We start from the raw sequence: 23,227 nt of genomic DNA on the forward strand, positions 1-23,227 counted from the left end.
GAGTGTTTTTTGATATAAAGTATAAAAAGAGCTGCACGGCTGATTGGTAGCCAGCAGCTCTTCCTTATATAATGCAAGTGCCTAGTTGTTCCCTACACTAAAGTATATCTGCATATAGTTTACTGTATATTCTGCAAATCTTTTAATATCGCCTGAATTGTTTCTGTCTCAAGCCCAGTTTTAGCGTGAATATCCTGCAGTGAATGTTTCTGCTGAATCAGACGGATGGCGTGAAGCATTTTGCTGGTGCGTTCATTCCTACCCTCATTTAATCCTTCTGCTCGTCCCTGGGCGAGACCAGCCTTGACGCCTTCTTGAAATTCTGCTTTACGAATCAATTTTTTCTCCCGTTCGTCATCATATTCAAATAAACACATAGCAATCGCCTCCGATTTGTTTTTTGAAGAAAATCTGCCAGGATATTTTCTTCGATGCATTCGTTGACAGCTGTTTCAACCGCTTCATTTAACGGCATATTTTTTGTATAACGCCGAATTCGTTCGACCAGAAGCATATATTCTTTTAAAGTTTGGCAGGCATCTAAAATTTCGGGATTTTTGTTCAGGTTGATATTTAGAATCCGGACAAGCAGCTCCAGTTCTGGATGATCCGTGTAATGAGTCCCATTGACAGCGTTATAAAGACTTAAAAGATTTTCACGGCTGCTGAAAAGCATCCGAAAAAGAGTGTCTTTGTGTTTTTTCATATGTAATTGTCCTCCTTTCAGCAGGAGAACAAGGCAAAATTCTTTTTGAAAACCTCCTGCTTTTCAGTTGTGAATATGTTGGAAAAGCATAAGATTCTCAGATGATTTAGAATGCCAGACAGTCGGATGGCTGATATAGAAAAATATATGCTTTTGTATTTACAGAATACCATAGGACAATGATTGCTTCAAGTCCCTATTTGTTTTCAAAAATGGTTTTGTTAAAAATAAATAAGGGAAATTATGCATAATTTACGCATAATATTAATTTATTTATATGCTATATAATATTGCATAATAAACGAAACAATAAAGATTTCGCAGAATACCTAGTTCTGCGAAATTTGGAGGAAATTTCAGAGACACAAAAGGAGTTTTATTTTGACAATATTGATTTTTAAATAGTAGTAATTGGAAATTTGGTAAATAATTGATCAGAAATGCGTATCTTAATAATTTCATAATAGATTCTTGGGAGAAACTTCTATTGAATTCGCTCTAAAAGCATAGTATAATGAACAAAGATTTCGCAGACTAGGTATTCTGCGAAAACTGTAAAAACGAGAGGAAGAAGCTCGGTATGTGGTACGCAGTACAAACGCCTACAGGAAGAGAAGCTGAGATGGCAGAGAAATTGAACCGGGTTTATTCGGGAGAGTCGGATAAGCCTGTTTTGTGCTGTCTAAAGAACGGTCCTGGCGGATGGGCGGGATTTATCACATCGGTGTGGAGCCGATGTTTCCGGGATATATCTTTGTGGATACGGATGATGCGGGAGAACTGGAACAGAAGATAGGAATTTTGGCTGGTTCTGCGAAGCTTCCGCTCGATGAGAAGGCAGTACCGTTGGAAAAGGCGGAGGAAGATTTCCTGAAACGTCTGCTTCGAGAGGATCCGCAGCATACGGTAAGACGATTTCTCGTACAGGTAAACGAGGCGGGAGAGCTCGTGTCGGCGGAAGGCATATTGGGAGAGTCGCTGGGACAGATCGTGCGGAAACGAATCCGAAAACGGGTTGTGACGCTGGAGATACCGATGCTGGGAGCAGCACGGCGGGTCGAACTGGCGATCCGTGTAAAAGGCGATGAAAACCGGGAGCAGGTGGCAGGCATATGAGAAGTTTAGATATGAAGTATTCCGTTCTGATGCCTGTTTACCGAAAGGAAAATCCGTTCTATTTTTACCGGGCGGCGCTCAGCATGATGAAACAGAGTGTTTCCCCGGATGAGTTTGTCCTGGTCTGCGATGGTCCGCTGACGGAAGAACTCGATGCAGTAATCAGAAAATTAGAAGAAACATGGTCCGAACAGGTGAAAATCGTGCGTCTGCCGGAAAATCGCGGCATAGGACCGGCACTGGCAGCAGGGGTGGAAAGCTGCCGAAATAATCTGATTGCCCGCATGGACAGCGACGATATCGCCTGTCCGGAACGATGTGAAAAGCAGCTGGTGCAGTTCCGAGGCAACCCAGCGCTGGCGCTGGCGAGCGGGGCGATTGCCGAGTTTGAGATGGATTCGCTGGAAAAAGCAGCAAATATGCAGTGGACGATAGATACACCGAAAGAGCCGGTGGAGATTCCAGAAGATTGTTGTATCACCGGTACCCGGACGCTGCCGTGCGGTTATGAGGAGATTCTTATATTTGCCCGCAAGCGCAACCCGATGAACCACATGGCGGTTATGATGCGGCGGGACGCTGTTTTAGCGGTTGGCAATTATCGTGCCGTGAAGGGTGCCGAAGATTACGAACTATGGGTGCGGATGCTGCAGGCTGGTTATCGGGCGGAAAATCTGCCGGATGTGCTGGTATACGCGAGAACGGGAAATGGCATGATGCAGCGGCGCGGCGGTCTGGCGTATGCGAGAGAAAATATACGTCTGCAGACCCATTTTTATAAAAGTGGATTTTTGACATTTCCTGAATATATAAGTAACTGTGCTGTGCGTGTGGCGGCAAGCATACTGCCGGTTGGGATTCGCGGCTATTTGTATCAGAAAAAGTTGCGGGAAAGAATGCACGCCTGATAGTTCAGGATAAAAAAAGATGAAAGAAAGTAACTGTTTGGTAAGAACCGTACATTTGTACGCGGAGTTTGCCTGTGAGAAAGCAGACAGTTGCGAGAGGATACGATTTTGAGACAATACGAACCATTCAAGAGGCTGTTCCGAATGGGAGGCGCGGTCATTTTGATGGCTGTCCTGACGGGAATTTATGGATGCGTCTGGAACGGTTATTTCAATAAATTAATTGAATTTCCATTTTGGAGAAGAGGAAACTGGCTGATGATCGCCCTGTATGCAGGAATTTTGTTTTTCTTCCTATATACATATGGGGGATTTCGGATCGGATATCTGAAAAAGGGAAACCTGCTTTGCTCCCAGATACTGTCGATCGGGCTTTTAAATATTATTACCTATATACAAATCTCATTGCTGGATAAGAAATTTCACGATCCGCGGACTTTGCTGGCGATGATGCTGGTACAGCTTCTGGCGGCTATCGTCTGGACATATTTATTTCAGCGGCTGTACCGGTTGCTGTTTCCGCCGAGAAGAATGCTTCTGGTATGCGGCGATCGTCCGGCATTTCATCTGATGGAAAAAATCAATTCGCGCGAGGATAAATATTACCTGGCGAAAGCGATTCATATCCGGGCAGGAATGGAGGCGATCATCCGGGAAGCAGGAGCATTTGACGCCTTGATTATCGGCGATATTCCGGCCAAGGACCGGAATGAACTGTTGAAAAAATGTTTTGAAGAGGACATCCGTACCTATACGGTGCCGAAACTTTCAGACATTCTGATTCGGACGTCCGAAGAACTGGATATTTTCGACAGTCCGCTTCTTCTGTCCAGAAATGAAGGAATTTCCGGGGGACAGCGGTTTGTAAAACGGGCGATTGACCTATTCTTTTCAGGATTGGGAATCGTTGTTTTATCGCCATTTTTTCTGCTGGTGGCGCTGTCAATCTATCTGACCGACCGGGGACCTGTGTTTTATAAGCAGACGAGGCTGACCGAGGGTAGGAAAGAGTTTCAGATCTGTAAATTCCGGACGATGATCCAGAACGCAGAGGCGAAAACAGGCGCCAGACTGGCGGCTGAAAATGATGACCGGATTCTGCCGGTCGGACACTTCCTCCGCAGAACCCGTCTGGACGAGCTTCCGCAGCTTTTTAATATCTGGAAAGGCGAGATGTCGATCGTGGGACCGCGCCCGGAACGTCCGGAGCTGGCGGAGGAGATAGAGGAAGAGATCCCGGAATTTTGCTACCGCCTGAAAATGAAAGCGGGACTGACTGGTTATGCACAGGTTTACGGGAAATACAATACGACTTCCTATGACAAGCTGAAACTGGATCTGACCTACATACGGAATTATTCTCTGCTTCTGGATCTGAAGCTGATGCTGATGACACCGAAGATCATGATGTTAAAAGAAAGTACGGAAGGAGTGGCGGACAATGGAAACGCTTCTGACAGTCGTCATCCCGGCGTATAACGCGGAAAAATATATTAAATACACATTGGACTCTCTCTGTGACGAATGTACAAACAAACGTCTAGTTCTTGAAAAACCTGAAATTTCAGACATGGAGAAAGGAGAGACAGAACCGGATGCGAGATACCAGGAAAATGGGCAGTCGTGCCTGGAAGTGTTGGTGGTAGACGATGGTTCGACAGATCACACCGGAAAAATTGCAGATCAATATGCAAAAATCTATCCCGATACAGTCCGTGTGATTCATAAAGAAAACGGCGGTCACGGTTCCGGCATTAATTGCGGCATCCGGGAGGCGCGCGGCCGGTATCTAAAGGTCGTCGATGCCGACGACTGGGTCGAGCCGGAGGCATTTTCAAATTTATTAGATGCATTGGCACATACCAGCGATGATGCGGTTGTCAGCGGCTTTTACTGGCGGTTTGACAATGGAAGCGGGGAGGAATCCTCTTTTCCGAGTAAGGCGGAGATGAAAGAGCCATTCAAGGGCGTGAAATACGGAAAATCATACGTTTTGGATGGTATCGCTGATCAGGTTTATATGAAAATGCATGGGATTACCTGGCGGACAGAAATTTTGAGACAGATGCCACTTTCGATCGACGAACATTGTTATTACGTCGATGCGGAATACATCCTGTATCCGATCCCGTGGGTGCGGACCGTGTCCTTTCTGCCGGATTTTGTCTATCAGTACCGGATTGGACGTGCGGGTCAGAGTGTCAGCCCGGAAAAAATGGTGCAGAACAAGAAAAATTACGACCGGGTGCTGGAATCCCTGTGTGCATTTTATCAGAAATGCCGGAATGGAGAAATTAACTGCTCCGAGGAAAAACTGCGCTATATCGAGAACGGAATCGCCCGCGTGGCGGCAGGAAGAGTCAAGATCCTTTTGAGCCTTCCGGCGGATAAAAAGGTGAGAAATCAGCTGGTTCGGTTTGACAAGGAATTATTGGAAAAATATCCGGGAATTTACCATGCAAACCGGAATAAGGCGGTAAAGGCACTCCGGATGAGCTGGTATCGGTTGTATGGGGCGGCGGTTTGGGCGCTGAAACATCAGAAACGTCAGTTCTGACGAAACAAAAGAAGGAGAAGAGCGGATGAGATTACAGAATATACGGTTCCCAGAACCGGACATTTGCAGGGAAGAAGAGCTGTATTTCCACCGGAATGGTGAGTGGATTGATTTCAATGGCTATTTCAATCTCTTTTATATAGAAAAAAGAAAAAAATATACAAATCAGGAAACACTGACGCTGCATCTGGAAGTGGGCGAGTGCCAGGCAGTCCGGCTGATGCATGACGAAACCATGATTCGTGAAATCGAATTAAGCGGACAGCCGGAGCCGCTGACATTGGAATTTCCGTATCAGGAGATAGATAAAGGTGTGTTCTGGTTTTCAGTAAAACCAGGAATAAGCAGCAAATCAGATGTACCGCAGCTGTCTGGGTGGTATGAGGGAAAATGCCAGGAGGAAAAGCCGGTTCGCATCGCGGCGGTTGTCTGTACATTTAAACGCGAACCGTATGTGCTGCGAAATTTAAAAAGTGTTCTCCGCTTTTTAGAGCGACCGGAAAATGCATCAATGAATCTCTGCTATTGGCTAGTGGATAATGGGAGAACACTCTCGGAACACGAAGAAATCAGCCGCCTGACTGACCAGCATCCAGATACAATTCGCATCATTCCCAACCGAAATGTCGGCGGCGCCGGCGGCTTTACGAGGGGCATGATTGAAGCGATCGAGGAGAAAGAACGCCTGGGACTGACGCATGTGCAGATGATGGATGATGACGCTGTGATGGATCCGGAGCTTTTTGTGCGGGCATATGGATTTTTGGGGATGCGGAAGGATGAGTGGGAGGATATTACTTTGGGCGGAAGCCTGTGGCGGGAGGATTTTCCGTATATTCAGCAGGCAGCCGGAGAGTGGTTCAAAGAATTCGTGGTACAGAACGATTTCCCGCTGGCAGATTTAAGAGATTTTCACGTATGTACGGATAAATATATGTGTGAAGCGGTTCATAAAAATATGCCATATTCCGGTTGGTGGTGCTGCTGCATGAGTTTAAATCTTGTGCGCCCGGATAACCTGCCGATTCCGCTGTTCCTTCACCATGATGATATCGAATTTGGCATTCGGAACCAGAAAGCAGGAATCGTCTTTTTAAATGGATTTGGCGTATGGCATAAGGGGTTTGAACTTACCTTTACAGGCGTAAATACGTATTACGATGTGCGGAATACATTAATTACGACCGCTTTGCTCGAAAAGGAGAGAAGTCAGGCAGAGATCCTTAGATGGATTTGGAAACGTATTACAGTGGATATCATTGAATTCCGTTATGGAGAAATGCGATTGGCATATCAGGCGTTTTACGATTTCTGCCGCGGACCGGAGTGGCTGTATAAAACAGATGCAGAAAAGCTGAATAACTGGCTCAGAGAGCAGGTTGCAATGAAACCGATTGAAAACCTGGAGGAAGAATTAGGGGCAGAAGAATACCGGCGGATCAAACAATATGCGGATGAATATCGGGATTCTTATAAAGTGGAAACAGTAGATGAATATTTTAGTCCGGCGCGAAAAGCGGCGAATCTGATAAAAAAAGTGACGTTTAATGGCTGGCTGCTTCCTGCGGATAAAAAAATAATCGCTTTATCGCCAGTTGAGTCTCCATTTCAGGCATTTCGGAAGAAAAAAGTTGTGTTGTTTGAGCCATTTTCGGGAAAAGCAGTTCTAGCAAAGAGAGAGTGGAAACAGTTGTGGCTTGCATGTGGGCTTTACCGTGACGCATGGAGACTGATGAAAAAGCATAAAACAGCAGCTGAGAAGTACCAGAAGGAAATTCAAAAATTCACATCCATGGACGCATGGAAACAGTATTTGGAGATAGAGAAAGGAAGCAAAAAATGAGGGCTTGGATTGACCGGATCAATGTTTTTATGAAATACAAAGATCTTCTGATACAGCTGGTAAGCCGTGACATAAAACTGAAATATCGACGCAGCTTTCTGGGATATCTGTGGAGTGTGCTGAATCCGTTGTTTGTCATGATTATTATGACGATTGTGTTTTCGACGATGTTCAGCCGGAATATTGAAAATTTCCCGGTGTATTTGTTTACGGGGAAGATGTTGTTTGATTTTATGTCCACATCGACGAACCAGGCGATGACTTCTGTTACGGGTAATGCGGCACTTTTGAAGAAAACGTATGTGCCAAAATATATTTTTACATTATCTAAAGTGACAAGTTGTATGGTAGATCTGCTTTTTTCATTTGGTGCCCTTTTTATTGTTATGCTTGTAACACGTGCCCGGATTTATTGGACTTTTTTCTTGTTTCCGTTAGTAGTACTTCAAATCTATATTTTTTGTTGTGGACTTGGATTTTTTCTTGCAGAGTTTAATGTTTTTTTCCGAGATATTCAGTATATCTATCAGGCAATTATTACAGCATGGATGTACTTAACTCCGATTTTTTATCCTGTGGAGTCTCTTCCAAGCAGTGTCGCTTTCGTAGTAAAAGGATTAAATCCTTTGTACTATTATGTGGCACAATTTAGAGATTTAGTTTATTACGGTCATTTTCCGGGACCGCGTGTTTTTTTAGGTGGTTGGCTAATAGCATTCATTATGCTATTCTTTGGGATTTTGATGTTTAAACGAAAACAGGATGATTTTATTTTATATATTTAAGGAACAGGTGTTGGAATGGAAGATTATGCAATCGAAATAGATCATGTGACCATACGCTTTAATATGGCAAGTGAAAAGGTTGATAACCTGAAAGAATACATTATTAAGTTGATAAAAAAAGAATTGATATTTCAAGAGTTTTTGGCGGTCAAAGATGTCTCTTTTAAAATAAAACGAGGAGAAGCATGGGCGCTGATTGGTATGAATGGTTCGGGAAAATCAACGCTTTTAAAAGCGATCAGTGGGATTTTAAAACCATATAAAGGGAGTATTACAGTACATGGAGAAATTGCCCCATTGATTGAGTTAGGAGCCGGTTTTGATTCGAATTTAACTGCCCGGGAAAATATTTATTTAAATGGAACTGTTTTGGGACATTCAAAAAAGTTTATGGATGACCATTTTGATGAAATAGTGGATTTCGCAGAATTACATGATTTCCTTGATACACCAATTAAAAACTTTTCATCAGGTATGTCTGCCAGACTTGGTTTTTCGATTGCAACGATGGTAAAGCCGGAGATTTTAATTGTTGATGAAATTCTGGCAGTAGGAGATTTCCTTTTCCAACAGAAATGTATGGAACGCATGAGTCACATGCTGGAGGGTGGAACAACTTTATTATTTGTGTCACATAATATAGAGACAGTGAAAAAACTTTGTGATCATGCAGCGTGGTTGGATCATGGCGTACTTAAAATGGCGGGAGAAGTACAGACTGTCTGTGATGCATATATGGAACAAAGAAAATAGAAATGATAGGAGAAAGTATGACGAAAGTATCAGTAATTGTTCCTATTTATAATATGGAAGTATATGTGAAAGAATGTCTGGATAGTATTTTGAGCCAGACCTTAAAAGAGATAGAAGTAGTATGTATTGATGATGGTTCAACGGATCGCTCATGGGAGATTCTGGCAGAATATGCGAAAGCAGATGCCAGAATTTTGCCGATTCGTCAGGAAAATCTGGGAGTTTCGACAGCAAGAAATAACGGGATAAAAAAGGCTTCCGGCAAATATCTGATTTTTATGGATCCAGATGACTGGTATCCAGAGGAGGATATTCTGGAGGTCCTTTTTGAAAAAGCAGAAAAAAGCGGATGTCATATATGCGGTGGGGAGTTTAGCGAATACGACGATAGAACGGGAGAGGTTAGGACAGAGTTTCCGGAACAGTATTTTGGATATGTGTTTCCAAATGAGGGTGTGATCGAATATGAGGATTGGCAGTTTGATTTTGGGTATCATAGGTTTTTGTATAACCGGGAATTTATCTTAGAGCATCAGTTGTATTTTCCTAAATTGATTCGGTTTCAGGATCCACCGTTTTTTGTAAGAGCAATGATTACCGCAGAAAGATTTTATGCGGTTAAGAAGGTAGTGTATCGATATCGTTACGGTCATCGGGAATTGAAATGGACAAAAGAAAAGAGAATAGATTTGTTGAAGGGTATCTATATGGACATGGAGATGGCAGTGCAGAACCATTTGGAAAGGCTTGTTGATTTGACTTGGTTTCGGATGATGGAGGAGTTTGGAAAGATAATATTCGAAGGATTATAGAAAAAGAAAAAAATACAAGAGAATGGATCGAAAAGATATATAGTATTTTGGATAAAAATAGAAGAGAACGGAATGGTTATCCATTTTATGACAGATTAATAGATGAATATAGAAAAAAAGTAGAAACGATAAATGTTTTAGAAGCGGGAGCGGATGCTGTAAAAAAAACGATTACTTTTAGAGTTGGAGAAATTTTATTATATATACCACGCTCGATTAAATTAGTATTTTTTAGATAGTGGAGGTGTTTTATGAAATTAAAAAGAATATTAAAAAAAATCATCCCAGCATCTTGGAAAAAAGTTGAAGAAGAATCGGAAAGATGTAAAAGTGAAATATTGGCTGAGATAGAACGGTTGAACAAAAAAGTAGAAAAACAAGAGAAGACAATATCTGAATTAAGGGAGGTGGCGGAAAAAACACTGGAAATACAAAAGTGTACACAAAAAAAATATAGTGACCTTAATGAACAAATAGAAGAATTGCAAGAAAAAAATGAGATGTTGAAGATTGGGCTGGATAAAGAAATTGGGATTTCTAAGGAAGCGGTCTGGGCGGAAATATTTAATAATACAATAAATAGTTCAGAATGGCTAAAGAAGAAAAAGTTTTCTCCTGGAAGATGGGCATTGGGATATCCAGCCTTGTATGCATTGTATCGCATATTAGATGAGTTTCGTCCTCAAAATATATTAGAATTAGGTCTTGGGCAGTCAAGTGTAATGACGATTCAATATGTGAAAACATCGTCACAGATTAACCATACGATTGTTGAACATGATAAATCATGGATTGATTTTTTAAAAATCACATGAAATGAATGAAAATAGCCATATTATCCAAATGGATATTGAATATATAAATTATAAAGATGCAGAATTGGTACGCGTTTATAAGGATTTTTTGCTTGAATTAAAAAATAATAAAACATTTGATTTGATTTTGATTGATGCGCCAATAGGTGGCGATATGAAAGTATATTCAAGGATCGATGTATTGTCATTAATTCCAGAGTACTTAGGAAATCAGTTTGTAATCATATTAGATGATGTAAACCGAATGCAGGAGAAAAGAACAATTCGAGAAATAGATAATAAATTAAAAGAGAGTGGAATACAGGCAAAACACGAGATTTATTCAGGAGAAAAAGAAACCTGTGTATGGGCAAGTGAAAACTGGGATTTTTTATTAAGTATGTAGATATAGTGAATAAAGGGGAATACAAATGAGCAAAGTGAAAGTGTCGGTTGTAATGCCGGTATATAATGCGGAAGAATATTTAAATGAAACGTTAGAGTGCTTAACTCATCAAACAATGAAAGAAATTGAAATAATTTGTGTGGATGACGGATCAAAAGATAGCTCGTTAGAAATATTAAAAAAATATTCAGAAAAAGATGATAGAATTAAAATTTTACATCAGAAAAATTTGTATGCGGGTGTAGCAAGAAATAATGGTTTAAAAGAAGCAAAGGGAGAATATATTATATTTCTTGATTCGGATGATTTGTTTGAATTAGATTTGCTTGAGAAAACATATAAAAAAGGAAAAGAGATAAATGCAGATATAGTGTTATTTAATGCAGATCATTATAATACCAGAACTAAGGAATATATGATGGTAAAACATTTATTAAGAACCGATTTGATTGGGGATAATGAAGTGTTTTCGAGACAAACTATTCCGGATTTTTTGTTTCAGGTTACAACACCATGTCCATGGACTAAATTATATAGAAAAGAATTTGTAATAAAAAAGAACTTGCATTATCAAAATTTGAAATATAGTAATGATGTATTTTTTGTGTTGGCATCATTAGCGGTTGCTGAAAAAATTACATATGTAGATGATATATTAGTTCATTGCTGAAAAAATTACATATGTAGATGATATATTAGTTCATTATAGAGTTAATCAAACAAAAAAATCTTCAAAGTTTGAAAAAAGATGACCCTACATTGTTTTTTAAAGCATATGAAGAAATATATGATTTACTTAATAAAGAAAATATATATTCTGATTTGGAAAAAAGCTTCATTACGACTGTTTTGTCTGGATGTGTTTACAATATAGATACAGTGAATACACAAGAGGCAAAAACAAAAATTTATAAAAAGATACAGTCTGTAGAATTTCAAAAAATGAATATTATGGGATATCCAAGAGAGTATTATTGGATGCCGTGGCATTATGATAGACTTAAGTCTATTCCAAATATATTGAAATGTTATGAAAAACGGAATAGAAATTATTCAGAAAATGGATTTCAGCTTTTGAAAGAATATAAAAAATCTAAGTACACCTAAAATTTCTGTTATTATTCCAATATATAATACTGAAAAATATGTAGAAGAATGTATAAGATCAATTCAAAGGCAAACATTACAGGAAATTGAAATTATTTGTGTGGATGATGGTTCAACAGATAAATCATTAGAGGTAGTTAGGTCGATTAATGATAATAGAATTAGCGTCTATAAAGAGAAAAATTCAGGACAGTCAGTAGCGCGAAACAGAGGAATTGATAATGCAAAGGGAAAATACTTATATTTTATGGATAGCGATGATGTTTTAGCGTCAGATGCACTTGAAAAATTGTATATATATGCTGAAACAAATGCTTTGGATATAGTGTATTTTGATGGGATGAGTTTTTGGGATGATAATTTATGCAAAGAAATTGCGAATCAAGATTTACATTATTATGAGAGAAAATATGAATACCCAGATATTTATACAGGAAAACAAATGTTAAAAGAAATGCATGCAAATGAAGAATATAGAGTATCTCCATGTTTACAAATGATAAATAAAGGGTTCATTGAAAACTATAATTTGAAATTTGAAGAAGGTATTATTCATGAAGATAATTTATTTACATATAAGTGTATTTTGAACGCTGGTCGAGTGGGCTATATTCATGAATGCTTTTTTAAAAGACGTTATAGAAACGATTCGGTAATGACAAAAAAAACAACATTTGAACATGTATATGGATATTTTAAGTGTTTTGTAAAGATGCAAGATTTTTTAATGCGTCAAAATATAGATGAAGATACATTAGACACTGCATTAAGTATTGAAAGAAGTATGCTCAGATCTGCTAGAAATAAGTATTTAGAACTAGATACGGAGGAAAAAGAGGCTATCCGAGGACTTGAGGTGAAAGAAAAACTACAGTTTGAATCTTATATATGTGATTGGTTCACGGAAAAAAGAAAGGTTTGGATGGCGAATAATAGAACCGAAAAGCAAATACAGGAAGTTAAAAATACGGAAACATTTAAAATTGGAGCAGCAATAGTATGGCTTCCGAGAAAGATAAAAAATATATTTCAAAAAAGTATTTAAAATATATCGGAATAAAAGGAAAGAGAGTATGAAAAGTAAACGATCAATAAAATTGTTTTGGATAATGTTTCTTATTTGTTCAATATGTAGCGTCATTTATATGACCCTAGCATATTCGAAATTTCTTTTCCATTCAGACTGTGCCGGATATTTATTTCTTGCAAAAGAACAGATGAAACAGGGAAAGATGTTTCCAAATAGATTCCATTATACAACAGAGATATTTGGAATTTCTCCAAATCTACTAATGATCCCATTTTTGACTTTTTTAGATAACGAGTATCTGATACATGAGATGGGGACGATTTGTTATACATTATTAATTATAATCGCTATTTTTGTATTGTTTTATAAAGAAAAGAAAATGGCGAGTTTGCTGTCGATTTTATATTTAATGCCGATAAGTTCCACCTATGTGGATATGCTGTTTTATCAGGGGGCATATGATTATTGTATTCTTTTTATGCTACTTTCATTGATTGCAGTCAGATATCTGCACAAAAGTTTTGATTCGCAGGATAAGAAAACGTGGATAATAGGATTGGCTTTTTATGCAATTATACTTTTTTTAGCTGATTTGACATCCTTGAGAAATTTCATGCTATTTTTAATTCCATTGATGTTTGCTTATGCCACTGCGATTTTCTTAAAAGAAGGAGGAAATCCATGTGGGTGGATTAAAGAGAAAAAACTTTTGGCATTATTAGGTTTTACGATCATTTGTACAGGAGTATGTTATTGCCACTATAGATATCTATGTGCAAAAGTTGGATTTGATGGAGTGATGACTTCAAATGGATTTATCGAACCAACTATTTTGTTCAAACAATCAGGAGAAACAATTGGGGATATTTTAAAATTGTTTGGAATACATAAAACAGATAGCATGATTAGTATATCGTCAATTTATTCATGCATTATGTTACTGTATTTTGTACTTACCTCTGTTATTCTTCCAGTAGCAATCATAAGAACGCTAAAAAAGATTGAAAATCGGTTATATCGTTTTTGTGTTATTTACATTTTGTGGAGTAATGCGTTGACTTTCTTTATGATGATATTTTTCAGATTATCATCTGGAAGATATTTTATTACGATCTATTTCGGAAACTTATTGATAGAGGTTCCATATCTTTTTTGGATCTGTAAAGAAAAAAGCAAGGTGTTCTGGAAGTGGCCAATTTTACTTCCACTATTTGGAGCTTTGATTGTGCATGGAGCTTATTACGTGAATGCATCGGCGAGATATGGGAAGGTTGGAATGAAGGATCTGGTAAATCCGACAGTCCACGATAGTGTGATAGAAGTACTAAAAGAAAATAATATAAAGTATGGATATGCAACTTTTTGGTATGCTTACGCGACAATGATAGCGGGTAATAGTGAGGTGGATATTGCGGCATACGATCAAGGCGATCCAATGATGCCATATTTTTTTGATGTCAATAAAAAAGAGAATATTCAATACTATGCAATTTCTGAAGATGCATATGATGTCGAAAAACATAAAGGTCCATGTTTTATTTTAGTAGCCGAGGGGGAAAAAATTCCAGAAGTTTATTATCAAAAGGCGGAAGAAGTTATAAAGATAAATACAAACGAGATACTTCTATATGGGAAAAATATTCATTTATATCCTGAATTGGTTGAACAAAGTCACGAATAGATGAAGCTTTTATGCGATAGGAGAAAAAATGATCAATTTCAATAAACCTCCGTATATAGGAGAAGAATTAGATAATATCAAACAGGCAGTTGAGAATTTAAAAATCTGTGGAGATGGTCCGTTTACTAAGAAATGCAATATATGGTTGGAGGAGCGTTTTCACGCACAGAAGGTTTTATTGACAACCAGTGGTACGACGGCATTGGATATGGCGATGCTTCTATGTGACTTGAAACCAGGGGATGAAGTGATTCTGCCGAGTTACACGTTTTCAAGTACGGCAACATCGGCTGTTCTCGCTGGGGCAAAACTTGTCTTTGTGGATATTCGTCCAGATACGATGAACATAGATGAGAATAAAATCGAAGCGGCGATTACCGAACGTACAAGAGTCATTGTGCCAGTTCACTATGCGGGAGTTTCCTGCGAGATGGACAAGATCATGGAAATTGCTCGTAAGTATAACTTAAAAGTAATCGAAGATGCGGCACAGGGTGTAATGAGTACGTATAAAGGAAAAGCACTGGGAACGATCGGCGATTTTGGATGCTATTCGTTCCATGAGACAAAGAACTACTCGATGGGCGAGGGCGGTGCCTTGGTTATTAATAATCCTATTTATAACGAAAAAGCAGAGATTTTGAGAGAAAAAGGAACGGACAGAGCAAAGTTTTTCCGGGGACAGGTAGATAAATATACGTGGGTTGATTTTGGAGACAGCTATCTACCAAGTGAATTGAATGCAGCGTATCTCTGGGCGCAGCTTCAGAATGCGGATAGGATTAACGAAAATCGTCTGAAAAGCTGGAATACATATCGGAATGCATTTGAGAAGCTGGTGGAAGCTGGAAAAATAGAGATCCCTTATATTCCGGAAGAGTGTATTCATAACGCACATATGTTTTACATTAAACTGAGAAATCTGGAAGAACGGACGCGCTATATTGTTTATATGAAAGAACGGGAGATTCAAACAGTATTTCATTATGTTCCACTTCATTCGGCACCGGCGGGGTTGAAGTTTGGCCGTTTTAGTGGAGAGGATGAATATACAACAAACGAAAGCGAGCGCTTGGTACGCCTCCCACTTTATTATGGTTTGAAAGAAGAAGACATTGAAAAGACAATAAAAACTACGATTGCCTTTTTTCGGGAGGATATGTAATGGATATTTCAGTTGTTATTCCAGTATATGGATGCAAAGCGGCATTGCCGGAATTACATAGAAGGCTAACGGAATCTTTATCACAGATAACAAATGAATATGAGATTATTTTGGTAGATGATAATTGCCCTCAAAATTCCTGGGAGGAGATTGTAGAGCTCTGCCAGAAAGATGAAAAAGTAAAAGGATTTCATTTATCAAGAAATTTCGGACAGATCCGTGCAATTACAGCAGGACTTGATAAGTCAAAGGGAGACTGGGTTGTTGTGATGGATTGTGATCTGCAGGACCGTCCGGAGGCGATAGTAGAACTTTATCAAAAAGCACAGGAAGGTTACGATGTTGTTTTTGCCAGAAGAACGGAGCGAGTCGATACGGCAGTAACTAAGATTTTATCGAAAACTTTTTACAAGGTATATGACTATTTTACGGATGGGGCATTTGATAGTTCAATTTGTAATTTTAGCATTTCCAGAAGAAAAGTAATCGGTAGTTATTGCAGCATGAGAGAACATAACCGGGCATTTACCATGTTTATACGGTGGCTGGGATTTAAGGAAACAGCGATTGATCTTAAGGCGGATGCCAGATTTGAAGGAACTTCTTCGTATAACTTACAAAGAAAATTGAAAATGGCATTTGAGATTATTACGTCTCAATCGAATAAACCATTGTTTTTTTCAGTGCATGCTGGCTTTTTGATTGCTCTTTGTTCATTCCTTTACATAGTATATCTGATGATCCGGGCACTTGTTGTCGGTGATGTACTGAGTGGCTGGACAACGATAGTTGCTTCTATTTATTTGATGGGAGGTCTTCTTTTAATTGCGATAGGTGTCGTGGGAATTTATATCGGAAATATATTTGAAGAAGCAAAGAATCGACCATTGTATGTAATTGCAGAGGCATTGAACGAAAAGGAGTAGATAGAGATGGTATTGATTATAGGGGCAACTGGTTTTATTGGGATGTATACAACGCAGGCGTTTTTGAAAGCGAGAAAACAGGTAATTGCGACTGGAAGAAATGAGGCTCTTGGAAGAAAACTGGAAGAAATGGGAGCGGAATTTCTTCCATTGGATATAACAAAAAAGGAAGATTTTGACAAACTTCCAAAAGAGGGAGTGGAAGGTGTTGTTTTATTGGCAGGACTTCTTCCGGCGAATGCAGCAGTTAATCTGGATATGGATGAGAATGCAGCGGATTATTTTGAGGTCAATGTGATTGGAACGATTCATGTACTGGAATATTGTAGAAAAAATGGCATTCGTAAAGTGATTGGAAATTGCAGCTATAGTGATGTATCTGGTGCCTGGGGAAAGAAATATCCGATCACAGAGGATGAACCAAGAGATTTCAAATTTACAGGGGATCATGCGGTCTATGTTATCAGCCGGAATGCAGCCAATGATGTAATGGAATATTATAACCAGCAGCATGGAATGCAGTGTGCCTGGTTCCGCTTCCCTCCGGTATATGGCGTGGGTCCGCACGGGACGATTTATGTAAATGGAACAGCGAAAAAGTCAGGCATCGCTACATTTATTGATAATGCAAAAGAGGGAAAAGAAATCGAGATATGGGGAGATCCACATATTAAGCGGGACATTATTTATGTTAAGGATGTGGCAGAAGCGTATGTGGCGGCATTGAAAAGTGATTTGGCATATGGGCTTTATAACATGACAGGCCATATTCAGGTCGATTTGGATGAGCAGGTAAAAGCAGTGATTGAGGTGTTTGGCGGAGAGAAGAGAAGCCAGATCGTTTATAGACCTGAAAAACCAAATTCAACGCCTTCATTTTTATATAGCATGGATAAAGCAAAACGTGACTTTGGTTTTGAACCGAAGTATACCAGCTATTTAGATATGATGATTGATTATAAAAAAGAATTGGAAAGTAATTTTTGGAATGTATTGGTTGAGGCAGGCGAGAAAAAATGAAGAAGTTAGCGATTATTGGTGCGTCTTATCTTCAAAATCCATTGATTTTAAAAGCAAAGGAAATGGGACTTGAAACACATGTTTTTGCTTGGGCAGCAGGAGATATTGGGGAGACGACGGCTGATTATTTTTATCCGATCAGTATTGTGGAGAAGGAAGAAATTTTAAAAAAGTGTCGGGAGATTGGGATTGATGGGATCTGTAGTATTGCTTCAGATTTAGCAGCTATTACCGTAAATTATGTAGCGTGTCAGATGGAGCTTGTTGGAAATAGTATGAAATGCACAGAAAAGTCAACGAATAAACACAAGATGCGTGAGGCATTTCAACAGGGCGGTGATCCCTCTCCGAAAAGCATTCTGGTTCATTCGGCAAAAAAGCTGGAAAATATTACATTAGAATATCCAGTCATTGTGAAACCGGTGGATCGTTCAGGAAGCAGAGGTATCACAAAAGTAGAATCACAAGATGGACTTGCGAAAGCAATCGAATCTGCCAAAGGGCAGGGATTTGAAAAAGCGGCTTTGGTGGAAGAGTTTGCAACCGGGCAGGAATATAGCGTTGAATGTATTTCGTATCAAGGTGAACATTATTTCTTGGCAATGACAAAAAAATTTACGACGGGAGCGCCAGGGTTTGTTGAAACGGGGCATTTAGAACCTGCGCCTGTATCAGGACAGATATTGGAACAGGTAAAAAAAGTGGTTTTTCACGCGTTGGATACATTAGAAATTTGTAACAGTGCTTCTCACACGGAGCTTAAGATTTCATTATCTGGAAAGATTGCATTGATTGAAATTGGCGGACGAATGGGAGGAGATTGTATTGGAAGCAGTCTGGTGGAATTATCGACAGGGATTGATTTCGTTCGTGCGGTGATAGAAATTGCATTAGGTAAGAAGCCAGATTTGAGAAAACGGCACAAGGGAAAAGCGGCGGCAGTCCGATTTGTTTTTGATCAGAAAGATATCGATGCTTTAAATGATTTGAAACGCAATCATCCAGATTATTTGGTAGAAGAGGATATTCATCCAATTCATTCTGGCATCGTAACAGATAGCTCAGCCAGGTTTGGATATTATCTGATGAAAGCAGAAAATTATGAGGAATTGCTTCCGTATTTACCGAAGGAAATAGAGGATAGTGATGAATAAGACTACGATAAAAACGCTTATAGGGCTTCACGGAATGTTGGTGGTGTATTCCATGAGTGGAATATGCAGCAAGTTAGCAGCTGGAGAAAGTTTTTTGAATGCTCGATTTTGTATTTATTATGCGGTCATTATTGTACTTCTTGGGGTATATGCGATTGGATGGCAGCAGGTGATAAAGCGTATTCCTTTAACAACAGCGTTTGCTAATAAGGCGGTTACAGTTGTGTGGGGAATCGTATGGGGATGGTTCTTTTTTGGAGAGTCAATTACACTAGGAAAACTTATAGGTGCAGGCATGGTTATCGCTGGAGTGGTTTTATTTGCAAAATCGGATGAGGTGTAAGATGAAAGCTTGTTATTATGCAGGTTTGCTGCTGTGTGGTGTTTTTATTAGTGCAATTTCTCAAGTACTGCTAAAAAAAGCAGCACAACGCCAGTATTCGTCCCCACTTCGTGAATATATGAACCCACTGGTAATCTTTGCTTATATGATGTTCGTTGGAACAACATTTTTATCTATATTGGCATATCATGGATTGCCGCTTTCTATGGGACCAGTGCTGGAAGCAACGAGTTATATATATGTAACCTTTTTTGGAGTGACGATATTTAAAGAAAAGATGAATGTAAAAAAATGGGTTGCAATAGGTTTGATTGTCGGTGGAATCGTAGTTAGCGCTGTTTTGGGATAGCGATGAATAGGATGTTTGAAAATCTTTTAAGATGAAAGGAATGAGGTGGAGTGGAAAAAATGGAGCAGTTAAAAATAGCTGTAGCGGGGACTGGATATGTGGGACTGTCAATCGCGACTCTTTTGGCGCAGCATCATAATGTAATGGCGGTTGATATTGTCCCGGAAAAGGTTGAGCTAATTAATAATAGAAAGTCGCCAATTCAAGATGAATACATTGAAAAATATCTGGCAGAAGAAAAACTGGATCTTACGGCAACACTCGATGCGAAAGAGGCATATAGCAATGCAGACTATGTGGTTATTGCTGCGCCAACAAATTATGATTCAAAAACACATTATTTTGATACATCAGCAGTTGAAGCTGTCATTGAGCTGGTTATGAAGTATAATCCAGATGCAATTATGGTTATTAAGAGTACGATTCCAGTTGGGTATACAACTTTTGTTCGTGAAAAGTTTCATTGTAAAAATATAATTTTTAGTCCAGAGTTCCTTCGTGAAAGTAAAGCGTTATATGATAATTTATATCCGAGCCGTATTATTGTTGGAACGGATTTACAGGATGAGTGCTTAAAGAAAGCGGCACAGAAATTCGCAGAACTTTTGCAGGAGGGTGCGATCAAAGAGAATATTGATACATTGATAATGGGCTTTACCGAAGCGGAGGCTGTAAAACTTTTTGCTAATACATATTTGGCATTGCGTGTGGCGTATTTTAATGAACTGGATACATATGCGGAAAGTAAAGGATTGAATACACAGCAGATTATTGATGGAGTCTGCCTGGATCCCAGAATTGGGAACCAGTATAACAATCCTAGTTTTGGATATGGAGGCTATTGTCTGCCAAAGGATACAAAGCAGTTGTTAGCCAATTATGCGGATGTTCCAGAAAATTTGATCGAAGCGATCGTAGAGAGCAACCGGACCCGAAAGGATTTTATTGCTGATCAGGTATTGAAGTTAGCTGGATATTATGGATATGAGGATGATAATGAATTTGAGGAAGAGAAAGAAAAGAATGTGATCATCGGAGTTTATCGGTTGACAATGAAGAGTAATAGTGATAATTTCAGACAGAGCTCGATTCAGGGAGTTATGAAAAGAATCAAAGCAAAAGGGGCGAATGTGATCGTATATGAGCCGACCTTGAAGGATGGAGAGACATTTTTTGGGTCACTTGTCGTAAATGATTTGAAGAAATTCAAACAATTAAGTCAGGCGATTGTAGCAAATCGGTATGAGAGTTCGCTGGATGATGTGAAGGAAAAGGTTTATACAAGAGATATTTTTCAAAGGGATTAGATTCAGATCAGATTTCTTAGATTACGGAGGATAAAAATGAACACAACCCTCATCATCATGGCTGCCGGAATCGGTTCTCGCTTCGGAACCGGTATCAAGCAGCTTGCTAAAATGGCTCCCAACGGGAGATTATCATGGATTTTTCAATCTATGATGACAAGAGGCAGGATTTACAAAGGTAGTTTTTGTGATCCGCAAGGCGATTGAAAAAGAATTTAAAGAAGTGATCGGGAATCGATTGTCTAAGGTCATGCCGGTCGAGTATGTCTATCAGGAGCTGGAGGATCTGCCAGAAGGATATGAAGTCCCAGAGGGGCGTGTGAAACCTTGGGGTACCGGACAGGCGATCCTGGCTTGTAAGGATATCGTGAAAGAGCCGTTTGTGATTATCAATGCAGATGATTATTATGGAAAGGAAGCATTTGTCAAGTTACATGATTTCCTAGTTTCGGGAGAATATGAGGACGGGAAAATAACGCTGGCGATGGCTGGATTTTCTCTGAAAAATACTTTGAGTGAAAATGGCACTGTTACCAGAGGTGTCTGTGTGGCGGATGAAACAGGTTATCTTGTAAAGGTAATTGAGACAACCGGGATTCAGAAGATGGATGGCAAGATTCAGTGCGATAATGCAGAAGTAGAAGGCTGGATTACACCAGACACGATGGTTTCGATGAATATGTGGGCAGGATATCCAGACTTTTTACAATATATTAAGGAAAGTTTTCAGAGCTTTTTAGATCATTTGGGTGCTCATCCAGAGAAAAAAGAATACCTTCTTCCGAATATTGTTGCGGAGTTGGTGGAAAAGAAGGCAGCTTCGGTTAAGGTACTTGGGACAGCGGATAAGTGGATTGGAATTACTTATAAGGAAGATATTGAACCGGCGCAGGAAGGCTTTCGCCGAATGATAAATGCGGAATTGTATCCGGAAAATTTGTGGATGTAATTAAGCACAGTGCGCGGCGGTACTGGTACTGTTGGCGGAAAGTTTTATGCTGATGAATTGCAGACAGCCATTTTTCTGTTTTTTGATTGTGATGGCGGGGATGAGCGGACGGGAAAAGTGTGTGGATGAGAAGGAGACAGTTGAGGGGTGAGAATCCTCGACCGTCTCTTATTGCATGCCATATCATAAAAGATATAAAAACCGATTATGAATTGACATGTAATGTTTCCAGCATTTTTTCTACCGTTTCAGGAGAAAGATCGGTTTCTTGTTCAATTTCATTTGGGCTGCATTTTTTCTGAATTAATTGAAGTGCTTGTATCATTTGTTTCGTAGCGTCTTTCACTCCTTCTTGAAATTCGGCTTTTCGAATTAATTCTTTTTCACGTTTTTCATCGTATTCAAATAGACACATTTCAATCGCCTCCGCTTTATTTTTACGAAGAAAATCGGCTAGGATATTTTCTTCTATACATTCATTTGCAGCGGTAGTGACCGCTTTGCTGGAATTGCTATTTTCATAGAATTGCATATGTAAGGGGAGGATGCAAAAAGAAAAGAAGTTGAAAAATAGATTGGGTAAATCTTTGCAAATTCTTTTTTGAAATGCTACAATACAAGAAAAATCTTTGCAAAGAGAAGTGAGAATTTATGATATTTTTAAGGCTAAAATATTATTTCAGTAAATTCAAAATCTGCATCTATATATGTGGAGTCATTCTTGTCCTGTTTATGTTTGTGACATTGTTAAGACAAGTGAATCTTTTCACGCGGGCAGATTCTCAAACCCTATTAGGTATAATCGGAACATTGCTTGGAGCAGTTGTCGGTGCTGTTTTTTCATTGCTTGGGTCTATATGGGTCAACACACAGCAGCGAAAAGAAGAATTGAATAGGAAAAGAGCGCAGGAGATTTATCGACCGCTTTATGATGAACTTGTGAACATTCATAGAAACATATTGAATGAAAATCCATATCCTTCCATTATTGAATTCAGAGTGGGACACCAGACGATGATACCGCATCCACAATATGTTGAGTGGCAGAAAATAAAATTGGACAGCCGCTATCTTCAGACACCGACGGAGTTGAAGAGGCAAATGGAGCGCCTGTTTGGGGCGCTGGATGGTTATTTGACGAAACGAAAAGGGGCATCGGATGAAGTGAAGAGAATTCTTGATTCTGTTTTAGAAGAATTCAAACTGCCGCCTTGCAGAATAGAAAATTTTGGAAGTGTAGTATTAGGGGATGTTATGGGTGGTAAAAGGAAGGGAATTTATGGAGAGAGTATGTATTTTATGGAAGAGGATGTGCCGGATGAAGCTGTCATAAAAAAAGTAAATGAACGCTTTTATGAGATGGCGGATGAAAGCATAATTTTGAAGGACATGAAGGATGTTTATAATGGCTGGATGCGGGAAGAAGAGATGGCAATTAAAATATTGGAGTTGCTGATTCGGATGGCTGAGAAGTAGAAGAACGTTTTGAATGATGATCTTGCCATTCAAACTATCA

28 protein-coding genes are annotated in these 23,227 nt (G+C 39.2%); 25 read left to right on the top strand and 3 right to left on the bottom strand.

Going from position 1 to position 23,227, the window contains the following annotated elements; genetic code table 11:
- Positions 1–119: 119 nt before the first annotated feature.
- Both DW085_RS00445 and DW085_RS00450 read right to left on the bottom strand, forming a co-directional pair.
- Positions 120–377, bottom strand: a complete 258-nt coding sequence (locus DW085_RS00445; RefSeq protein WP_147353904.1) for a hypothetical protein — start codon at positions 375–377, stop codon at positions 120–122.
- Entirely contained in the window at positions 335–706 is a 372-nt protein-coding gene (locus tag DW085_RS00450; RefSeq protein ID WP_118490646.1) for a hypothetical protein, read from the bottom strand. The genes DW085_RS00445 and DW085_RS00450 overlap by 43 nt, the downstream gene beginning before the upstream one ends.
- A 675-nt stretch (positions 707–1,381) precedes the next feature.
- Between DW085_RS00450 and DW085_RS00455 the strand changes: the two genes are divergently transcribed.
- The 24 genes from DW085_RS00455 (at position 1,382) to DW085_RS00560 (ending at position 21,711) form a co-directional block, all read left to right on the top strand.
- Positions 1,382–1,822: a hypothetical protein gene (locus tag DW085_RS00455; protein WP_118490648.1), complete on the top strand. Its 441-nt coding sequence runs from the start codon at positions 1,382–1,384 to the stop codon at positions 1,820–1,822.
- Positions 1,819–2,730, top strand: a complete 912-nt coding sequence (locus DW085_RS00460; RefSeq protein WP_118490650.1) for a glycosyltransferase — start codon at positions 1,819–1,821, stop codon at positions 2,728–2,730. Before DW085_RS00455 ends, DW085_RS00460 begins: the two co-directional genes overlap by 4 nt.
- A 108-nt stretch (positions 2,731–2,838) precedes the next feature.
- Complete coding sequence (locus DW085_RS00465; protein ID WP_118490652.1) at positions 2,839–4,209, top strand: exopolysaccharide biosynthesis polyprenyl glycosylphosphotransferase; 1,371 nt, start codon at positions 2,839–2,841, stop codon at positions 4,207–4,209.
- Positions 4,172–5,287 (top strand): glycosyltransferase family A protein, encoded by a 1,116-nt coding sequence (locus tag DW085_RS00470; protein ID WP_118490654.1) that lies wholly within the window; start codon positions 4,172–4,174, stop codon positions 5,285–5,287. The genes DW085_RS00465 and DW085_RS00470 overlap by 38 nt, the downstream gene beginning before the upstream one ends.
- A gap of 25 nt (positions 5,288–5,312) precedes the next feature.
- Positions 5,313–7,130, top strand: coding sequence for a glycosyltransferase (locus DW085_RS00475; RefSeq protein ID WP_118490656.1), 1,818 nt, complete (start codon positions 5,313–5,315; stop codon positions 7,128–7,130).
- On the top strand, positions 7,127–7,915 hold the full coding sequence (locus tag DW085_RS00480) for an ABC transporter permease (RefSeq protein ID WP_118490658.1): 789 nt from the start codon (positions 7,127–7,129) through the stop codon (positions 7,913–7,915). The genes DW085_RS00475 and DW085_RS00480 overlap by 4 nt, the downstream gene beginning before the upstream one ends.
- Positions 7,916–7,930: 15 nt before the next feature.
- Positions 7,931–8,668, top strand: coding sequence for an ABC transporter ATP-binding protein (locus DW085_RS00485; protein ID WP_118490660.1), 738 nt, complete (start codon positions 7,931–7,933; stop codon positions 8,666–8,668).
- Between the two features lie 17 nt (positions 8,669–8,685).
- On the top strand, positions 8,686–9,480 hold the full coding sequence (locus DW085_RS00490; RefSeq protein ID WP_182430722.1) for a glycosyltransferase: 795 nt from the start codon (positions 8,686–8,688) through the stop codon (positions 9,478–9,480).
- Between the two features lie 47 nt (positions 9,481–9,527).
- Positions 9,528–9,719 (top strand): hypothetical protein, encoded by a 192-nt coding sequence (locus tag DW085_RS18860; protein WP_147353905.1) that lies wholly within the window; start codon positions 9,528–9,530, stop codon positions 9,717–9,719.
- Between the two features lie 12 nt (positions 9,720–9,731).
- Positions 9,732–10,295: a hypothetical protein gene (locus tag DW085_RS00495; RefSeq protein ID WP_118490664.1), complete on the top strand. Its 564-nt coding sequence runs from the start codon at positions 9,732–9,734 to the stop codon at positions 10,293–10,295.
- Position 10,296: 1 nt separating this feature from the next.
- Positions 10,297–10,680 carry a hypothetical protein gene (locus tag DW085_RS00500; RefSeq protein WP_118490666.1) on the top strand — a complete coding sequence of 128 codons (384 nt, stop codon included), beginning with the start codon at positions 10,297–10,299 and terminating at the stop codon, positions 10,678–10,680.
- 25 nt (positions 10,681–10,705) lie between these two features.
- A complete protein-coding gene (locus DW085_RS00505; protein ID WP_118490668.1) occupies positions 10,706–11,350 on the top strand; it encodes a glycosyltransferase family 2 protein in 645 nt (214 codons plus the stop codon).
- A gap of 68 nt (positions 11,351–11,418) precedes the next feature.
- Entirely contained in the window at positions 11,419–11,787 is a 369-nt protein-coding gene (locus tag DW085_RS00510) for a hypothetical protein (protein ID WP_147353906.1), read from the top strand.
- 13 nt (positions 11,788–11,800) lie between these two features.
- Complete coding sequence (locus DW085_RS00515) at positions 11,801–12,832, top strand: glycosyltransferase (protein WP_284525697.1); 1,032 nt, start codon at positions 11,801–11,803, stop codon at positions 12,830–12,832.
- Between the two features lie 172 nt (positions 12,833–13,004).
- Complete coding sequence (locus DW085_RS00520; RefSeq protein ID WP_147353907.1) at positions 13,005–14,498, top strand: hypothetical protein; 1,494 nt, start codon at positions 13,005–13,007, stop codon at positions 14,496–14,498.
- Positions 14,499–14,526: 28 nt separating this feature from the next.
- Entirely contained in the window at positions 14,527–15,663 is a 1,137-nt protein-coding gene (rffA, locus tag DW085_RS00525) for a dTDP-4-amino-4,6-dideoxygalactose transaminase (RefSeq protein ID WP_118490676.1), read from the top strand.
- The gene (locus tag DW085_RS00530; RefSeq protein WP_118490678.1) at positions 15,663–16,589 is read left to right on the top strand and encodes a glycosyltransferase family 2 protein; all 927 of its coding nucleotides are present in this window, start codon (positions 15,663–15,665) and stop codon (positions 16,587–16,589) included. The genes rffA and DW085_RS00530 overlap by 1 nt, the downstream gene beginning before the upstream one ends.
- 6 nt (positions 16,590–16,595) lie before the next feature.
- Positions 16,596–17,609, top strand: coding sequence for an NAD(P)-dependent oxidoreductase (locus DW085_RS00535; protein WP_118490680.1), 1,014 nt, complete (start codon positions 16,596–16,598; stop codon positions 17,607–17,609).
- Positions 17,606–18,763 (top strand): ATP-grasp domain-containing protein, encoded by a 1,158-nt coding sequence (locus DW085_RS00540; protein WP_118490682.1) that lies wholly within the window; start codon positions 17,606–17,608, stop codon positions 18,761–18,763. Before DW085_RS00535 ends, DW085_RS00540 begins: the two co-directional genes overlap by 4 nt.
- Entirely contained in the window at positions 18,756–19,106 is a 351-nt protein-coding gene (locus DW085_RS00545; protein WP_118490684.1) for an EamA family transporter, read from the top strand. Before DW085_RS00540 ends, DW085_RS00545 begins: the two co-directional genes overlap by 8 nt.
- 1 nt (position 19,107) lies before the next feature.
- Positions 19,108–19,455: a multidrug ABC transporter gene (locus tag DW085_RS00550; RefSeq protein ID WP_118490686.1), complete on the top strand. Its 348-nt coding sequence runs from the start codon at positions 19,108–19,110 to the stop codon at positions 19,453–19,455.
- 59 nt (positions 19,456–19,514) lie between these two features.
- Positions 19,515–20,762: a nucleotide sugar dehydrogenase gene (locus DW085_RS00555; RefSeq protein ID WP_118490688.1), complete on the top strand. Its 1,248-nt coding sequence runs from the start codon at positions 19,515–19,517 to the stop codon at positions 20,760–20,762.
- Between the two features lie 36 nt (positions 20,763–20,798).
- The gene (locus DW085_RS20305) at positions 20,799–20,969 is read left to right on the top strand and encodes a hypothetical protein (RefSeq protein WP_347474929.1); all 171 of its coding nucleotides are present in this window, start codon (positions 20,799–20,801) and stop codon (positions 20,967–20,969) included.
- A complete protein-coding gene (locus tag DW085_RS00560) occupies positions 20,950–21,711 on the top strand; it encodes a nucleotidyltransferase (RefSeq protein WP_347474930.1) in 762 nt (253 codons plus the stop codon). The genes DW085_RS20305 and DW085_RS00560 overlap by 20 nt, the downstream gene beginning before the upstream one ends.
- Positions 21,712–21,916: 205 nt before the next feature.
- Here the strand turns inward: DW085_RS00560 and DW085_RS18865 are convergent, their stop codons facing one another.
- Positions 21,917–22,243, bottom strand: a complete 327-nt coding sequence (locus tag DW085_RS18865) for a hypothetical protein (protein ID WP_147353908.1) — start codon at positions 22,241–22,243, stop codon at positions 21,917–21,919.
- A gap of 119 nt (positions 22,244–22,362) precedes the next feature.
- On the opposite strand from DW085_RS18865, the gene DW085_RS00570 reads away from it, so the two are divergent.
- Positions 22,363–23,187, top strand: a complete 825-nt coding sequence (locus tag DW085_RS00570) for a hypothetical protein (protein WP_118490691.1) — start codon at positions 22,363–22,365, stop codon at positions 23,185–23,187.
- The last annotated feature ends 40 nt before the right edge of the window (positions 23,188–23,227 follow it).

The sequence above is a fragment of the Clostridium sp. AF50-3 genome (assembly GCF_003477445.1).
Taxonomy (GTDB): Bacteria; Bacillota; Clostridia; order Lachnospirales; family Lachnospiraceae; genus Otoolea; species Otoolea fessa.

Coding starts and splice junctions, on each gene's coding strand:
- DW085_RS00445 (WP_147353904.1), bottom strand. CDS start 377: ATGTGTTTATTTGAATATGATGACGAACGGGAGAAAAAATTGATTCGT.
- DW085_RS00450 (WP_118490646.1), bottom strand. CDS start 706: ATGAAAAAACACAAAGACACTCTTTTTCGGATGCTTTTCAGCAGCCGT.
- DW085_RS00460 (WP_118490650.1), top strand. CDS start 1,819: ATGAGAAGTTTAGATATGAAGTATTCCGTTCTGATGCCTGTTTACCGA.
- DW085_RS00470 (WP_118490654.1), top strand. CDS start 4,172: ATGGAAACGCTTCTGACAGTCGTCATCCCGGCGTATAACGCGGAAAAA.
- DW085_RS00475 (WP_118490656.1), top strand. CDS start 5,313: ATGAGATTACAGAATATACGGTTCCCAGAACCGGACATTTGCAGGGAA.
- DW085_RS00480 (WP_118490658.1), top strand. CDS start 7,127: ATGAGGGCTTGGATTGACCGGATCAATGTTTTTATGAAATACAAAGAT.
- DW085_RS00485 (WP_118490660.1), top strand. CDS start 7,931: ATGGAAGATTATGCAATCGAAATAGATCATGTGACCATACGCTTTAAT.
- DW085_RS00490 (WP_182430722.1), top strand. CDS start 8,686: ATGACGAAAGTATCAGTAATTGTTCCTATTTATAATATGGAAGTATAT.
- DW085_RS00495 (WP_118490664.1), top strand. CDS start 9,732: ATGAAATTAAAAAGAATATTAAAAAAAATCATCCCAGCATCTTGGAAA.
- DW085_RS00500 (WP_118490666.1), top strand. CDS start 10,297: ATGAATGAAAATAGCCATATTATCCAAATGGATATTGAATATATAAAT.
- DW085_RS00505 (WP_118490668.1), top strand. CDS start 10,706: ATGAGCAAAGTGAAAGTGTCGGTTGTAATGCCGGTATATAATGCGGAA.
- DW085_RS00520 (WP_147353907.1), top strand. CDS start 13,005: ATGAAACAGGGAAAGATGTTTCCAAATAGATTCCATTATACAACAGAG.
- rffA (WP_118490676.1), top strand. CDS start 14,527: ATGATCAATTTCAATAAACCTCCGTATATAGGAGAAGAATTAGATAAT.
- DW085_RS00530 (WP_118490678.1), top strand. CDS start 15,663: ATGGATATTTCAGTTGTTATTCCAGTATATGGATGCAAAGCGGCATTG.
- DW085_RS00535 (WP_118490680.1), top strand. CDS start 16,596: ATGGTATTGATTATAGGGGCAACTGGTTTTATTGGGATGTATACAACG.
- DW085_RS00540 (WP_118490682.1), top strand. CDS start 17,606: ATGAAGAAGTTAGCGATTATTGGTGCGTCTTATCTTCAAAATCCATTG.
- DW085_RS00545 (WP_118490684.1), top strand. CDS start 18,756: ATGAATAAGACTACGATAAAAACGCTTATAGGGCTTCACGGAATGTTG.
- DW085_RS00550 (WP_118490686.1), top strand. CDS start 19,108: ATGAAAGCTTGTTATTATGCAGGTTTGCTGCTGTGTGGTGTTTTTATT.
- DW085_RS00555 (WP_118490688.1), top strand. CDS start 19,515: ATGGAGCAGTTAAAAATAGCTGTAGCGGGGACTGGATATGTGGGACTG.
- DW085_RS20305 (WP_347474929.1), top strand. CDS start 20,799: ATGAACACAACCCTCATCATCATGGCTGCCGGAATCGGTTCTCGCTTC.
- DW085_RS18865 (WP_147353908.1), bottom strand. CDS start 22,243: ATGCAATTCTATGAAAATAGCAATTCCAGCAAAGCGGTCACTACCGCT.
- DW085_RS00570 (WP_118490691.1), top strand. CDS start 22,363: ATGATATTTTTAAGGCTAAAATATTATTTCAGTAAATTCAAAATCTGC.